Source organism: Streptomyces sp. NPDC048278 (assembly GCF_040652195.1).
Lineage (GTDB): Bacteria > Actinomycetota > Actinomycetes > Streptomycetales > Streptomycetaceae > Streptomyces.
Genome location: NZ_JBEZLP010000040.1, coordinates 1 through 14,280 on the forward strand (window position 1 = coordinate 1; position 14,280 = coordinate 14,280).

At 71.2% G+C, this 14,280-nt stretch carries 15 protein-coding genes and 1 pseudogene; 5 read left to right on the forward strand and 11 right to left on the reverse strand.

Features of this window, described 5'->3' with window-relative positions:
- From AB0D74_RS42330 to AB0D74_RS42365, 8 genes and pseudogenes are all read right to left on the reverse strand, one after another.
- Nucleotides 1-341 (reverse strand): annotated as a pseudogene (locus AB0D74_RS42330) (electron transfer flavoprotein subunit alpha/FixB family protein); the annotation flags it as partial.
- Between the two features lie 21 nt (nt 342-362).
- Complete coding sequence (locus AB0D74_RS42335; RefSeq protein WP_362599372.1) at nt 363-1,151, reverse strand: electron transfer flavoprotein subunit beta/FixA family protein; 789 nt, start codon at nt 1,149-1,151, stop codon at nt 363-365.
- A gap of 32 nt (nt 1,152-1,183) precedes the next feature.
- Complete coding sequence (locus AB0D74_RS42340) at nt 1,184-1,942, reverse strand: GntR family transcriptional regulator (protein WP_362599374.1); 759 nt, start codon at nt 1,940-1,942, stop codon at nt 1,184-1,186.
- On the reverse strand, nt 1,935-2,057 hold the full coding sequence (locus tag AB0D74_RS42345; RefSeq protein ID WP_362599376.1) for a hypothetical protein: 123 nt from the start codon (nt 2,055-2,057) through the stop codon (nt 1,935-1,937). Before AB0D74_RS42345 ends, AB0D74_RS42340 begins: the two co-directional genes overlap by 8 nt.
- A 213-nt stretch (nt 2,058-2,270) precedes the next feature.
- A complete protein-coding gene (locus tag AB0D74_RS42350; RefSeq protein ID WP_362599377.1) occupies nt 2,271-2,537 on the reverse strand; it encodes a hypothetical protein in 267 nt (88 codons plus the stop codon).
- 52 nt (nt 2,538-2,589) lie between these two features.
- Nucleotides 2,590-4,023, reverse strand: a complete 1,434-nt coding sequence (locus tag AB0D74_RS42355; protein ID WP_362599379.1) for a FadD3 family acyl-CoA ligase — start codon at nt 4,021-4,023, stop codon at nt 2,590-2,592.
- Between the two features lie 19 nt (nt 4,024-4,042).
- Entirely contained in the window at nt 4,043-5,218 is a 1,176-nt protein-coding gene (locus AB0D74_RS42360) for an amidohydrolase family protein (protein ID WP_362599381.1), read from the reverse strand.
- A gap of 38 nt (nt 5,219-5,256) precedes the next feature.
- Nucleotides 5,257-6,792 (reverse strand): AMP-binding protein, encoded by a 1,536-nt coding sequence (locus AB0D74_RS42365; RefSeq protein WP_362599383.1) that lies wholly within the window; start codon nt 6,790-6,792, stop codon nt 5,257-5,259.
- Between the two features lie 116 nt (nt 6,793-6,908).
- Here AB0D74_RS42365 and AB0D74_RS42370 point away from each other — a divergent pair, with 116 nt between their 5' ends.
- Nucleotides 6,909-7,628, forward strand: a complete 720-nt coding sequence (locus AB0D74_RS42370) for an enoyl-CoA hydratase/isomerase family protein (protein WP_362599385.1) — start codon at nt 6,909-6,911, stop codon at nt 7,626-7,628.
- Between the two features lie 150 nt (nt 7,629-7,778).
- On the opposite strand, the gene AB0D74_RS42375 is transcribed toward AB0D74_RS42370, so the two are convergent.
- The 3 genes from AB0D74_RS42375 to AB0D74_RS42385 form a co-directional block, all read right to left on the reverse strand.
- Complete coding sequence (locus AB0D74_RS42375) at nt 7,779-8,537, reverse strand: SDR family NAD(P)-dependent oxidoreductase (protein WP_362599387.1); 759 nt, start codon at nt 8,535-8,537, stop codon at nt 7,779-7,781.
- Entirely contained in the window at nt 8,534-9,370 is an 837-nt protein-coding gene (locus AB0D74_RS42380) for a TauD/TfdA family dioxygenase (RefSeq protein WP_362599389.1), read from the reverse strand. Before AB0D74_RS42380 ends, AB0D74_RS42375 begins: the two co-directional genes overlap by 4 nt.
- A 92-nt stretch (nt 9,371-9,462) precedes the next feature.
- Entirely contained in the window at nt 9,463-10,677 is a 1,215-nt protein-coding gene (locus AB0D74_RS42385; RefSeq protein WP_362599391.1) for a CaiB/BaiF CoA-transferase family protein, read from the reverse strand.
- Nucleotides 10,678-10,912: 235 nt separating this feature from the next.
- Here AB0D74_RS42385 and AB0D74_RS42390 point away from each other — a divergent pair, with 235 nt between their 5' ends.
- Genes AB0D74_RS42390 through AB0D74_RS42405 form a run of 4 tightly spaced genes read left to right on the forward strand, consistent with a single transcriptional unit; the run spans nt 10,913 to nt 14,278 of the window.
- Nucleotides 10,913-11,728, forward strand: a complete 816-nt coding sequence (locus AB0D74_RS42390) for an NAD(P)-dependent oxidoreductase (RefSeq protein WP_362599393.1) — start codon at nt 10,913-10,915, stop codon at nt 11,726-11,728.
- 54 nt (nt 11,729-11,782) lie between these two features.
- Nucleotides 11,783-12,643 (forward strand): mycofactocin-coupled SDR family oxidoreductase, encoded by an 861-nt coding sequence (locus AB0D74_RS42395; RefSeq protein WP_362599395.1) that lies wholly within the window; start codon nt 11,783-11,785, stop codon nt 12,641-12,643.
- 35 nt (nt 12,644-12,678) lie between these two features.
- Nucleotides 12,679-12,870 carry a ferredoxin gene (locus tag AB0D74_RS42400; protein WP_362599397.1) on the forward strand — a complete coding sequence of 64 codons (192 nt, stop codon included), beginning with the start codon at nt 12,679-12,681 and terminating at the stop codon, nt 12,868-12,870.
- A gap of 40 nt (nt 12,871-12,910) precedes the next feature.
- Entirely contained in the window at nt 12,911-14,278 is a 1,368-nt protein-coding gene (locus AB0D74_RS42405) for a cytochrome P450 (RefSeq protein WP_362599399.1), read from the forward strand.
- The last annotated feature ends 2 nt before the right edge of the window (nt 14,279-14,280 follow it).

Sequence of the window (14,280 nt, forward strand, 5' to 3'; positions counted from 1 at the left end):
TCGGTGATGATGCCGGAGTTGATGCGCAGCGCGAGGCGGGCGGCGATCTCCTTGCCCTCGGCGGAGGAGGGGACCAGCACGGCGGCCGGGGACACGGCGGCCACCGCGGCCTGGAGCGCGTCGACCTTCGGGACGACCAGGTAGTCGGCGTACTCGGACGCGTCGTGCGTCAGCACGCGGGTCGCGCCGTGCTCGGCGAGGACGGCGGCGGTGTCGGCGGCACCGGCACCCAGCGCAACCGCGACGGGCTCACCGATACGGCGGGCCAGCGTCAGCAGCTCCAGAGTGGGCTTGCGGACGGCACCGTCCACGTGGTCGACGTAGACGAGGACTTCAGCCATGAGAATGGGACTCCAACTCGATCAGATGAACTTCTGGCTTGCGAGGAACTCGGCGAGCTGCTTGCCGCCCTCGCCCTCGTCCTTGACGATCGTGCCCGCCGTACGGGCCGGACGCGCGGTGGCATCCTGGACCGCCGTCCAGGCACCCTCCAGACCGACCTCCTCCGCCTCGATGTCGAGGTCGGACAGGTCCCAGGACGCCACCGGCTTCTTCTTCGCGGCCATGATGCCCTTGAACGACGGGTACCGCGCCTCACCCGACTGGTCGGTCACCGACACCACCGCCGGAAGCGAGGCCTCCAGCTGCTCGCTGGCGGCATCCCCGTCACGACGGCCCTTGACCGTGCCGTCCTCGACGGAGACCTCGGAGAGCAGGGTGACCTGCGGGACACCCAGCCGCTCCGCCAGCAGCGCGGGAACCACACCCGCGGTGCCGTCGGTCGAGGCCATACCGGAGACCACCAGGTCGAAGCCGGCCTTCTCGATCGCCTTCGCCAGCACCAGCGAGGTGCCGATGGCGTCGGTGCCGTGCAGGTCGTCGTCCTCGACGTGGATCGCCTTGTCCGCACCCATCGACAACGCCTTGCGCAGCGCGTCCTTGGCGTCCTCGGGACCCACCGTCAAAACGGTCACCTCGACGTCGTCATCGGAATTCTCCGAGATCTGCAGCGCCTGCTCGACCGCGTACTCGTCCAGCTCGGAGAGGAGACCGTCCACGTCGTCACGGTCGACGGTCAGGTCATCGGCGAAGTGCCGGTCGCCGGTGGCGTCGGGCACGTACTTCACAGTGACAACGATCCTCAAGCTCAAGGTTCTTTCTCCTCAACGGTGTTGGGCGGGCATCACTGGCCGCTGCGCCGCAGCCGCACGCGGTACGAGTAGTGCTCGGGCAGGAAGTGGCTGATGGCGAGTTCGACGGCCTGTCCGGCCAGGGTCTGGTAGACGCGGTCGACGCGCAGCAGGGCGCGGCCCGGCGCGCAGCCCAGATGCCGGGCGATGTCCGGCGTGGCCTCGGCGACGGTGATGCTCTGTTCCGCCTCGGCGATCGGTTCCGGCAGCCGCTGGTCGAGCAGGCCGATGACGGTGAACGCGTTGGGTGTGCCCGGCAGCGTCAACTCCGTGACCGGCTCCAGGAGTCGGCCGACGGAGGGCGGCAGCCAGACCGAGGTGTGGCAGAACGCGACGTCCTCGTGCAGCCGGAGGAAGGCCAGCTTGTGCACCTGGTCCGTGCGCAGGCCCAGCCGGCCCGCCGCGTCGACGTCGACCCGCTGGTGCAGCGGTGTGACGACGTCCATGCGGGTGTCGATGGACAGCCCCATCAGGTCGTCCACCGAGCCGAACTGCCGTAGGTACTGCTCCTCCCGTGGCGTGGCGAACGTCCCGCGCCCCGGCACCCGGTACACCAGCCCCTCCGTGACCAGGTCCTGGAACGCCCGCCGCACCGTCTGCCGGCTCACCCCGTACGTTCCGGCCAGCTCGGCCTCCGTCGGCAGCCGCACCCCGTCCGGGTAGTCGTGCCGCAGGACGGCAGCCCGCAGCTCCCGCGCAAGCCGGTAGTACGTGCTCTCGCGTTGCCTCTCCCGCTGGGGCCACTCAGCCACTGTGGCCGCCGTGGCTGCGCACCGCGTCGAGCGCGATCTCCACGGCGGTCCGGGACGCGAAGAGATGGGTCATGTCCGCCTCCTTCTCTTCCCGCCGCCCGGCTGACCGGTCCACTGTTCAGATTTGTACGGCCAAATCTCCGGCCGTGTCAACGACCCCTGTGGGGCTACGACCTGTGCCTTTCCGCACTCCCTCGATGTGTCGGGGACCACACCCGCGCAGGGCGTGGGATGGGTACGCAGCAATGCGGCGCCCTCGAAGCGACCGCCCAGGGGTGGCCACCCGAGGGCGAAGACCTGAGGGGCCCGGGTGCGAAAGAAGCTTTCTTCAGGCCTCGCGGCTCGGATCGCACAGCACCATGACCGCGCGGGCGACGAGTTCGCCGGCGCCGCCGAGTTCCTGGCGGTAGCGGCCCGTGATGCCGCGTACGGTCTCCGCGAAGGCCGGGTCGGCGGCGCGGGCGCGGGCCGGGGCCGGGAGCTCCTGGGCCATCGCGCGGCGGCGGGCGAGAAGCGCGATGATCTCGTCGTCGAGGCGCTCCAGCCGGGCCAGTGACAGATCCGCCGTCGGGTCGGCAGTGCCGTTCGTCGTCACGAGAGATCTCCGTTCTCCAGGGCGGGAACCCGGTCGCGGTTCCCGTCGGCCTTCATCGCAGTAGGTCCTTCATCACTTTGCCCGTGGCGTTGAGCGGCAACTCCTCGCGGAACTCCACGGACCGGGGCACCTTGAACCCGGCCATGCGCTCGCGGCTCCAGGCGATCAGCTCCGCCTCGGTCACCGGCCCGTGCCGCACCACGAACGCCTTGCCGACCTGCCCCATCCGCGCGTCCGGCACGCCGATCACCGCGACCTGGGCCACCGCCGGGTGCCGCAGCAGGAAGCCCTCGATCTCCGCCGGGTAGGCGTTGAAGCCGCCGACCAGGAACATGTCCTTCTTGCGGCCCACGATCCTCAGGTGCCCCCGGTCGTCCAGGGTGCCGAGGTCGCCGGTGTGCAGCCAGCCGTCCTGGTCCACGGTCTCGGCGGTCGCCGCCGGGTCGTCGAGGTATCCGCGCATCACGCTGTAGCCGCGCACCAGCACCTCCCCGTCGCCGGCGACGCGGATCTCCACGCCGTCGCAGGGGGTGCCGACGGTGGTCGCGATGTCCTCGAAGGAGTCGCCGGGGCGGGAGGCGGTCACCGTGCCCGCCTCCGAGAGGCCGTACCCCGTCATGATCGAGCGGAAGGGGAGTTCCTCGCTGATCCGGCGGATGAGTTCGACGGGGATGTCGGCCGCGCCGGTGACGGCACAGCGCAGGGAGGACAGGTCCCGGCCGCCCTTCGCCCGGGCCTCCAGGAGGGAGTGGTAGAGGGTCGGCGGGCCCGGCAGCATCGTCACGCGTTCCCGCTCGACCAGGTCGAGCACCCGCTCCACGTCGAAGACCGGTACGGGCAGGATCGTGGCGCCGCGGATCAGGGAGGCGATACAGCCCGCCTTGTAGCCGAAGATGTGGAAGAACGGATTGACGATCAGATAGCGGTCGCCCGCCCGCAGATCGGCGAGGTCGCACCACTCCTCGTACAGGCGCAGCGTCTGGGCGTGGGTCATCAGGACGCCCTTGGGACGGCCCGTCGTCCCCGAGGTGAAGACGATGTCCGCCACGTCGTCACCGTCGACGTGGCGTTCGAGGGGCGAACCGCTCTCCAGGAAACCGGACTTGAGGTCGATCACCGGCACGCCGGGCGGTCCGGTGAACTCCAGGCCCAGGAAGCCCTGTTGGACCAGTACTGCCTTGGCTCGGCTGCGGACGACGATGTCGTGCGCCTCGGCCGCCTTGAACCGGGTGTTGACCGGGACGAGTACCCCGCCGGCGGTCAGCAGCCCGAACGCGGCCACGATCCACTCGGCGGAGTTGGGCGCCCAGATCGCCACCCGGTCGCCCCTGCCGACCCCCAGTGCGGCGAAGGCACCCGCCGCCACCCGTACCCGCTCGGCGAGTTGGGCGAAGGTGAGGCGCAGCGGTCCGTCCACGACCGCTTCGGCGTCACCGAAGCGGTCGGCCGCGCTCAGCACCATCCGGGGGATGGTCTCCCACCTCACGAGAGAAGCCCTCTCCCGCTCACGCCGGGATCAGCCGGGACAGGTTGCCGCCCATGATCTTCGCCTGGTCGGCCGGGTCGAGCCCCTGGATGGCGTCCACGTAGGAGGTCGGCTGGGCCAGGCCCTCCGGATGCGGGTAGTCCGAGCCGAACAGCACCCGGTCGACGCCGATGAGGTCGACCAGTTCGCCCAGGTTCTCCTCGTAGAACGGGCTGACGTGGATGCTGTCCTTGACGGCCTGCACCGGGTCGCCGAGGAACTGCTCCGGCATCTTCTTGTGGACGTCGGCGAGTTGGTCGAGGAGCGGGGCCACCCAGGACGAGCCGTTCTCGATGAGGGCGATCTTCAGCTCGGGGAAGCGGAACAGCGCGCCGTGGCAGACCCAGGAGGCCACCGCGTCCTGGATCGGCCGCCACTCGTTCACCTGGCGGAAGGCGTTCGACTTGAAGGGCAGCATCTCGGCGGAGGTGCCCTCCCAGTCGTTGGCGTACCGGGAGTACCCGCTGTCGGAGGAGTGCATCGCCACCAGCACGCCGGTCTCCACGACCCGCTTCCAGAACGGGTCGAACTCCTCCATCGCGAAGGAGCGCGAGCCGCCGTAGCCGGGCACGGGGGCGGGCCGGACGAGAATCGCCCTCGCGCCGCGCTCCACGGCCCAGTTGAGCTCCGCGATCGCCTTCTCGACGATGGGGAGGGTGATCACGGGGGTGGTGAAGATGCGGTCCTTGTAGTTGAAGGACCAGGTCGCGTGCAGCCACTCGTTGAGCGAGTGGATGACGGCGTGGATGAGCTCCGGGTGGTGGCGCATCCGCTCCTCGATGAGGCTCGCCAGCGTCGGGAACATCAGCGTGCGCTGCACCCCGAGTTCGTCGAGCAGCTCCAGGCGCGGGCCGGGTTCCCGGTAGGCGGGGATCGAGCGCATCGGCTCCCCGAAGATCTCCCGGCGGGACTTGCCGTCCGGGTTGCCGATCCGGAAGTACTCCTCCATCGCGCCGGGCCGGGCGACCACCTCGAAGGTGGGGTTCGGGATGTACTCGCTGATCTGGCCCAGGATCGCGATCTTCGTACGGCCGCGGACCTGCACGTACTCGATCGCTCCCGCGTACTGCTTGGGGAGGAACCGGGTCAGCGCCTCCTCGGTCTCGTACAGGTGGTTGTCCGCGTCGAAGAGCGGATACGGCAGCGCACGCGACATGAGACCCTCCTTTGCGATTTGAGAGAATGCTATTCTCTTCAGGTGCCTACGGCAATGTCCTGACGGAGCCGGAACTTCTGCACCTTGCCGCTCGCCGTCCGTGGGAACTCCGCCACCTGGTGCAACTCCTCCGGCCACTTCTGCCGGGCCAGCCCCGCCCGCTCGAAGTGCGCCCGCATCGCGTCGAGGCCGGGCAGCGGGTGTCCGGGGAGCATCCGCAGGAACCCGGCCGCGTGTTCGCCGAGCCGGGCGTCGGGGGCGGCGACGACCGCGGCCTCCGCGACCCCGGGCATCGTGAGGAGGACCTCCTCGACCTCCAGCGCGCTGATGTTCTCGCCGCCCCGGATGATCAGGTCCGCCTTGCGGCCGGTGATCGTGAGATACCCGTCCTCGTCCAGCTCGCCGAGGTCGCCGGTGCGGTACCAGCCCTCCTCGTCGAACGCCCGCGCCGTCAGGGCCGGATCGGTGTAGCCGAGGCACAGGTCCGGGCCCCGGCTGAGGATCTCCCCGTCCTCGGCCAGCCGGATCTCGACACCCGGCAGCGCGGTCCCGTCCGTGAACAGCCGCTTGGGCTCGGGGGCGTCGTGCCGGGACGAGGTGATCGAGGGATGCTCGGTGCTGCCGTACGCCCGGAACACCCGGATCCCGAGGCCGGCCAGCCGGGTGGTGACGGCCGCCGGCACGGACGAGCCGCCGAGCCCCGCGTACCGCAGGTACCGCAGGTGCTCCTCGGTGAAGTCGGGGTGGTCGAGGAGGCTGGTGACGTAGTACGGCGCCCCGCCCCCGATGTGGAGTTGGTGATCCCGCATCAGCCGCAGGGCCCCGGCCGGGTCCCAGACGTCGGTGAGGTGCACGGGGGTGCCGTCCAGGACGGGGATCAGGAAGGCGTTCACCATGCCGATGAAGTGGCCCACCGGGGCGGCGGTGAGCTGGCGGCCACGGTCCGGCGGGTAGCTCGCGGCGAGCTGGCGGGTCTCGTGGCCCAGGGTCCGGTGACTGTGCACGACGCCCTTCGGGTCGCGGGTCGTACCGGAGGTGAAGGCGATCAGGGCGGGGGCGGACGGGTCGGCCGGGAGCGGCTCCGTGAGCGGTTCGCCGGCGAGCAGCGCGTCGAAGTCGCGGCCCACCACGCCGACCACCGGCACGTCCGCGCACAGGTCCGGCCGGAACTCCAGCCGCCCGAACCGCTCGGCGGTGACGAAGACGCGCGGCCGGACGGCGTCGAGGATGTAGCCGACCTCCTTGCGCCCGTAGAAGTGCACGATCGGCACGACCGTCGCCCCGAGGAGCGCCGAGGCCCAGAACACCGCGGCGGCCTCCATCCAGTTGGGCAGCTGGAAGGCCACGGCGTCGCCCGGCCCCACACCCCGTTCCCGCAGCCCGCCCGCCAGTCGCCGCGCGACCGCTTCGACGTCCCGGAAGGTGCCTTCCCAGGGGCGGGCGGCCGAGTGCACCCGGAACTCGGTGTCCGGCGCCGCCGCCAGCCCCCGGGTCAGCAGGTCGCCGACCGTCTCCTCGGTCCACCAGCCCTCGGCTGCGTAACGCTCGGTCAACTCGACGGGGATCTCTCGCATCTGCGGCTACCTCCACTGCGACGGGCGGCTCTTCGAGGCGTCGGGCTTGCGGCGCTCAGCGGCGCATACGTTATTCTCGCTTATGGAGAATGCCAATATCGTCAGAGGGGAATGACGTGATCGATCTCGAGCTGGACGACGGCCTGGCCGTCCTCACGATCGACCGCCCCCAGGCCCGCAACGCCATCTCGCTCGCCACGATGGACGAGCTGGAGAAGGCGCTGGACGCGGCGGCCGGCGCGCGGGCGCTGGTGATCAGGGGAGCGGGGGACCGGGCGTTCGTCTCCGGAGGGGACCTCAAGGAACTCGCCGCGATCCGCACCGAGGAGGACGCGGCGGCCATGGCCTGGCGGATGCGGGGCCTCTGCGACCGCATCGCAAGCTTTCCCGCCCCCGTCGTCGCCGCGCTCAACGGCCATGCGCTGGGCGGCGGGGCCGAGGTCGCCGTCGCCGCCGACATCCGGATCGCGGCCGACGACATCAGGATCGGCTTCACCCAGGTGACCCTTGCGATCATGCCCGCCTGGGGCGGCGCCGAACGGCTCGCCGCCCTGATCGGCCGTGGCCGGGCCCTGCTGCTCGCGGGCACCGGCGCCGTCCTCGACGCCACCGAGGCGGAGCGGGTCGGCCTGGTGGACCGGGTGGTGCCGCGCGCCTCCTTCGAGACGGAATGGCGTGCTGTGGCGCGTGCCCTCGCCACCGGACCCGCCGCGCAGATCAAACACGTGCTGGACGACGGCACTTCGGCGGACGACGCGGTGCGCGCCTTCGCCCGGCTGTGGGCCGCGGACGCGCACTGGGAGGCCGCGGACCGGGCACTCGACCGCCGGAAGTGACCTGCCCGGCCCGGCTTCGGACGTGCCCGGCCCGGCCTCGGGCGTCTCGTCACGGCGCCATCATCGAAGCGGTGACGGACGCGCGCGACGGTACGGACACGCCGAATGCGTCACATACCCGTCCGGCGTACGGCCGGCCCGGCCCGGGGCTCAGGTGTTGCGGCCCCCGTTCACCCCGATCACCTGCCCGGTGATGTACCCGGCCTCCTCGGACACCAGGAACGAGCACGCGGCGGCGATGTCCTCCGGGCGCCCCGGACGCCGTACCGGGGTCAGCTCCGCGTGGTGGTCCACCGAACCGCCCAGCAGGCCGCGTTCCTCGGAGGCCCGCAGCATCGGGGTGTCGATGAAGCCGGGCGGGATGGTGTTCACGGTGATGCCGACCGGACCCAGCTCCAGCGCCAGGGACTTGGTGAAGCCGACGAGTCCGGCCTTCGAGGCGACGTAGTGCGCCATGTACGGCTGCCCCGAATGCGTACTGGACGACGAGATGTTCACGATCCGCCCCCAGCCGGCCTCCTTCATGTCGGGCACGACCGCCTGGCAGAGGTAGAACGGGCCGTTGAGGTTCACGGCCATGATCCGGTCCCAGGTCTCGTCGGTGATCTTCAGGAAGGGGCCGAACCCGCTGACGCCCGCGTTGTTGACCAGTACCTGCACCGGCCCGCCCAGCACGTCCCGGACCCGCTGCACCGCGTCGTTCACCTGCGCCCGGTCGGACACGTCGACGCCCCCGAAGGCGACCGCCTCGTGCCCCTTCTGCCGTGCCTCCTCGGCGACCTGCTCGGCCGCCTCGGCGTTGAGGTCGAGTACGGCCGTGGCGAAGCCGTCCTCGGCGAGCCGCTGGGCGATGGCGCGGCCGATACCCGAGCCGCCGCCCGTCACGAGCGCCGTGCGCCGCTCGCTCATACGACCGCCTCCTCGCCGAGCAGGGACGTGCGGTGCATCAGCCGGGAGGAGGCGGGGCCGTAGGGCAGCGCCCGGTGCAGCATCCCGGTGTTGTCCCAGATGACGAGGTCGCCCTGGCGCCAGCGGTGGCGCAGGGTGAACCGGGGCTGGGTCGCCCAGTCGAGGAGCCGGTCCAGCAGCCTGCGGCCCTCGTCCGGCGGCCGGTCGGTCACCTCGCCGGCCGTCGCGCCGATCAGCAGCGACCTGCGGCCGTTGCGCCGGGTCCACACCAGCGGGTGCTCGCGGGCCGGGTTGCGGTCCCAGGCCGCCCGCTCCTTCGGCGACGGGTCCGGTGTCACCAGAAGCTGCGAGGCCGCGAAGCTGTGCACGACGCGCAGGCCGTCCAGTTCCTTCCGCTCCGCCTCCGGCAGCGCCTCGTACGCGGCGAAGGTGTTGGCGAACTCGGTGTCGCCGTCGCCGTCCCCCGACACCTGCCGTGCCGTCAGAAGCGTCGCCTTGCCGGGTATCCGCTGGGTCGTGCCGTCGATGTGCCAGAAGAAGGTGGACTCGCGGTAGGCGGCCAGCGGGCTCTTCGCCGGGTCCCGGGTGATCCGCTGGATCTCGCGGTGCGTCGGATGGCCGCCCATCGGCAGCGGGACGACCTCGCCGAGCAGCCGGCCGAAGGCGACCAGATCGTCGTCGTCGATGTCGGCCTCGCGGTAGATCACCACCCCGCGCCGCTCCAGCGCGGCCAGGCATTCCTCCGCGACGCCCCGGTCGACCAGCCGGTTCCCGGAGAGGCCGGTGATCTCCACACCGGTGGTGGGGGTGAGTTCGGTGACGGTGACGGGCATATGGGTGCGGCCCTTCTTTCGTTGCGGCAAGGTGAGTCCCGATGTGCGAGAGCCAAGCTCTCCACCGTGCTGGTAGGAGCGGTCGTGGGGGGCTACGTCACCGCCCCCGCCGCCTTCAGCGCCAGAATGCGTTCCCAGTCCAGCCCCAGCTCCAGCAGGACCTCCTCGGTCTGGGCGGCGAACTCCGGGGCAGGGCCCAGCCGGGGCGCGGCGACGTCGAACTGGACCGGGTTCGCGGCGAGTTCGAGTTCACCGGCGCGCACGAGGTACTCGTTCGCCCGGACCTGTGCGTCCGAACCGACCTGTAGCGAGTCCTGCACGGGCGCCCACGGCCCGGCCAGCGTCGCGAACCGCTCGGTCCACTCGGCGAGCGTGCCCGTGGCGATGACCTCGCGCAGGATCGCGACGGCCTCCGCCGTGTGCGCGGCGATCAGTTCGGCGCTCGCGAACCGTGGATCATCCGCCAGTTCGGGCCGGCCGATGTGCCGGCACACGTCCGCCCAGAACTTGCCCGGCTGCATCATCACGAACGCCAGACAGCGGTCGTCGGCCGTGCGGTACAGCCCGGACAGCGGGTTGGTGGGGGAGCCGTGCGCCCCGGTGGGCGGTGCGACCATCGGCCGGTCCAGGCGGAGCGACAGGGCGATCCCGTGTCCCAGGGCCCACACCCCGCTGCCCAGCAACGAGACGTCCACGACGGACGGTTCGCCCGTGCGCTCGCGCTTCAGCAGGGCGGCGGCGATGCCCCCGGCGAGGTTCGTGCCCGAGATGGTGTCCCCGTAGGCCGGGCCGGGCGGCGGGATCATGCCGGGCGTGCCCGGCGGTGTGAGGCTGGCCGCCGTACCGGCGCGGGCCCAGAACGCGGTCATGTCGTACCCGCCCTTGTCCGCCTCCCCGCCGCGCGGGCCGAGCGCGCTGCCCCGGGCGTAGACGATCCGCGGGTTGACCTCGCGGATGTCCTCGACGTCGATGCCGAACCTCTGCCGCGCCGACGGGAGGAAGCTGGTCAGGAACACGTCCGCGCGCCGGGCCAGTTCGTACAGCACCTCCCTGCCCTCGGGCCGCGCCATGTCCAGGCCGATGCTGCGCTTGCCCCGGTTGGCGTGCTCGATGTTCGGGTTGGGGTCGCCCTCTATCTTGAACGCGCCGGTCTGCCGCAGTCCGCGCTGCGGATCCCCGTTGACCGCGTGCTCGACCTTGATCACGTCCGCGCCCCAGTCGGCGAGCACGGCTCCGGCGGACGGGACGAACCCGTACATCGCCACTTCCAGCACCCGTATCCCGGCCAGCGGGCCGTCGCCGCTCATCCGGCCACTTCCCCGCAGGTCCTGCGCTCCATGAACTCCTCCAGACCGTGGACGTGACCACCCTCGGTGGAAATATGGTTCTCGATTTTGAGAACCATACCGGGGAACGGTTGGAAGGGCACCCACTCGGAGTCGTGCCGCTGCTTCTGTCGCGCCGTGACACAAAGTCGTTACTCGGGACTTCCGGGCACCGTTCGGTGAAAGTATGGTTCTCGCATCCGGAAGGGAGATTCTTGTGATCGGAGTCGTGGGGGCCGGTCGGATGGGCCTGCCCATGGTGCGACGGCTCGCGGAGGCCGGTCACCGGGTGCGGGTCGCCGCCCGGTCGGACGCGGCCCGCGGGGCCCTCACCAGGGAACCCGCGGAGGTCGTCCCCGGGGTCGCGGAGGTCGGCGAGGGGGCCGACGCCGTGCTGGTGTGCGTCCGCACCGACGAGCAGGTGCGCGAGGTCTGCCTCGAAAGCGGGCTGCTCGACGCGATGCCGGCCGGCGGCATCCTCGTCGTCCACACCACCGCGAGTCCGCACACCGTCGAGGCCGTGGCGGAGCGGGCGGCGCCCCGCGGCATCGGCGTCGTCGACGCCCCGGTCAGCGGCGGCCCGCCGGACGTGGCGGGCGGCCGGATCACCCTCTACGTCGGCGGTGCCCAGGACGCGGTCGCCCGGATCCGGCCGGTCCTGCGCGCCTACGGCGACCCGGTGCTGCACGTCGGCCCGCTCGGCGCGGGCCAGCGCGTGAAACTCGTCAACAACACCGTCTTCGCCGCCCAGATCGGACTGCTCGCCCACGCCGCCCGGCTCGGCCGCCAACTGGGCCTCGACGAGCGGCTCCTGCTGGACGCCCTCACTCACGGCAGCGCGTCGAGCCGCGCCCTCGCGGGCGTCGTACGGCGCGGGTCGGTCGCCGAATTCGCAAGCTCCACGGCCGAGTTCCTCGGCAAGGACCTCGACGTCGTGCACGCGGTCGCCGGTGAACTCGGTGCCGAACTCGGCGCCCTCGCCCCGGCCCTCGACGCGCTGACGGCCGTACTGGCCCCCTCGGGCACCGGCTGACCGTGGCCGGCGCCCGCCGAGCGGAGAACAACCACGGAAGAAAGGACACCGCCCATGGGACGAGTCGAGGGCAAGGTCGCGTTCATCACCGGCGCGGCGCGCGGTCAGGGCCGCAGCCACGCCGTGCGCCTGGCCGAGGAGGGCGCCGACATCATCGCGGTGGACATCTGCCGCGACTTCGAGACGGTCCGCTACCCGATGGCCACCCCCGAGGACCTCAAGGAGACCGTCCGCCTGGTCGAGGAACAGGGCCGGCGGATCGTCGCCCGCCAGGCGGACGTCCGCGACACCGCCCAGCTGCGCGAGGCTCTTGCGGCGGGCCTGGAGCGGCTCGGCGGTCTGGACATCGTGGTGGCCCAGGCCGGTATCGCCCCGCTGCGCGGCGAACCCAAGATGCAGGCCTGGTGCGACGCCGTCGACGTCGACCTGATCGGCACCATCAACACCATCCAGATCTGCCTGCCGCACCTGCGCGAGGGCGCCTCCGTCATCGCCACCGGCTCGACCGCGGCCCTCATGGACCACGGCATCGTGCAGACCCCGGGCTCCAACCCGGGCGGCGCGGGCTACGCGTTCGCCAAGCGCGCCCTGTCCGAGTACGTCCACGAACTCGCCCGCAACCTCGCCCCGTTGGGGCAGCGCGCCAACGTCCTGCACCCCACCAACGTCGACACGCACATGCTCCAGAACGAGTCGATGTACGAGTCCTTCCGGCCCGACCTCGCCCACCCCACCCGCGAGGACGCCGAGCCGTCCTTCGCCGTGCAGCAGGCCATGCCGATCCCGTACGTCGAACCCCGCGACATCAGCAACGCCCTGCTCTTCCTCGCCTCCGACGAGGCCCGCTACATCACCGGCACCCAGCTGCGGGTGGACGCGGGCGGCTACCTCAAGTGGTACGACTGGCGCCGCTGAACCAACCAAAACCCCAGGTCAACAGGGAGATTAGCGTGAAGGTCCGGGTCGATCCGGAGCGCTGCCAGGGCCATACGCTCTGCGCGATGATCGCTCCGAAGGCATTCCAGCTCGACGACATCGACGGCCACTCCTCGGCCGTGAGCGAAGAGGTCCCGGCCGACCAGGAGGAGCAGGTCCGGGAAGCCGCGCACTCCTGCCCCGAACGGGCCATCCAGCTCTCCTGAGCGGGCCGACTTCCCCGAACACAAGGACAAGGACAGAGCCATGAGCGAGGCCGGCACCGACGACGAACGCAAGAAACACCGGGTGCACTTCGACCGGCACACACCCGAGTACCGCACCGAGTTCGAGGACATCACCCACGAACTGCACGGCCAGTGCCCCATCGCCTGGACCGACACCCACGGCGGCCACTGGGTCGCCAGCGGCAACCGCGAGGTCTTCGAACTGGCCCGGTCCGCCGAGTTCCTCTCCAACGACCACGACGTCAAGGGCGAACGCCGCGGCTACAAGGGCATCACCATCCCCTCGCCGCCGCGCGCCCGCGAAGTGCAGGGCGGGTTCCTGGAGATGGACCCGCCCGAGCAGCGCCACTACCGCCAGACCCTCAACCCCTACCTCTCCCCGGCGGCCGTCGCCCGCTGGATCCCCTTCGTCGACGAGGTGGTCCGCGCCTGCCTCGACGAGCGGATCGAGGAGGGCAGCATCGACTTCGTCGACGACCTCGCCAACATCGTCCCCGCCGTCCTCACCCTCGCGATGATGGGCATCCCGCTGGCGGACTGGACGGTCTACAACGAACCCGCCCACGCCTCCGTCTACACCCCGCCCGACTCCCCGGACATGCCGCGCGTGGCCGAGATGAGCCGGAACATGGGCATGGCGTTGTACACGTCCATCGTGGACGTCCGGCAGCATCCCCGGCCCGGCCTGATCGACGCCCTCGTCCGCGCGGACATCAACGGCAGCTCCCCGCCCGACGAGGAACTGGTCGGCGTCCTCGCCCTGCTCATCGGCGGCGGCTTCGACACCACGACCGCGCTCACCGCGCACGCGCTGGAATGGCTGTCCGAGCATCCCGCTGAGCGGGACCGGCTCAGCCGCGAGCGGGCAACCCTGCTGGACTCGGCGACCGAGGAGTTCCTGCGCTACTTCGCCCCCGCCCCGGGCGACGGCCGTACGATCTCCGCCGACTGCGAGATCGCCGGCCAGCGGTTCGAGGAGGGTGAACGCCTGTGGCTGTCCTGGGCGATGGCCAATCGCGACCCCGCCGTCTTCGCCGACCCCGACCGGGTCCACCTGGACCGCAAGGGCAACCGGCACAGCAGCTTCGGCCTCGGCATCCACCGCTGCATCGGCTCCAACGTCGCCCGCACGGTGTTCAAGCGGATGGCGACGGCCGTGCTCGACCGGATGCCGGACTACCGCTGCGACCCCGACGGCACCGTCCACTACGAGACGATCGGCATCATCCAGGGCATGCGCCACCTCCCGGCGACCTTCACCCCCGGCAAGCGCCTCGGCCCCTCCCTCGACGAGACACTGGCGCAGCTCCAGCGGCTCTGCGACGAACAGCGCCTCGCCGAACCGGTGACCGTACGCCCGGACCGGGCGGCCAGGACCGCGGACTGAAG

Coding starts and splice junctions, on each gene's coding strand:
- AB0D74_RS42365 (WP_362599383.1), bottom strand. CDS start 6,792: ATGCGAGAGATCCCCGTCGAGTTGACCGAGCGTTACGCAGCCGAGGGC.
- AB0D74_RS42380 (WP_362599389.1), bottom strand. CDS start 9,370: ATGCCCGTCACCGTCACCGAACTCACCCCCACCACCGGTGTGGAGATC.
- AB0D74_RS42360 (WP_362599381.1), bottom strand. CDS start 5,218: ATGTCGCGTGCGCTGCCGTATCCGCTCTTCGACGCGGACAACCACCTG.
- AB0D74_RS42375 (WP_362599387.1), bottom strand. CDS start 8,537: ATGAGCGAGCGGCGCACGGCGCTCGTGACGGGCGGCGGCTCGGGTATC.
- AB0D74_RS42395 (WP_362599395.1), top strand. CDS start 11,783: ATGGGACGAGTCGAGGGCAAGGTCGCGTTCATCACCGGCGCGGCGCGC.
- AB0D74_RS42405 (WP_362599399.1), top strand. CDS start 12,911: ATGAGCGAGGCCGGCACCGACGACGAACGCAAGAAACACCGGGTGCAC.
- AB0D74_RS42385 (WP_362599391.1), bottom strand. CDS start 10,677: ATGAGCGGCGACGGCCCGCTGGCCGGGATACGGGTGCTGGAAGTGGCG.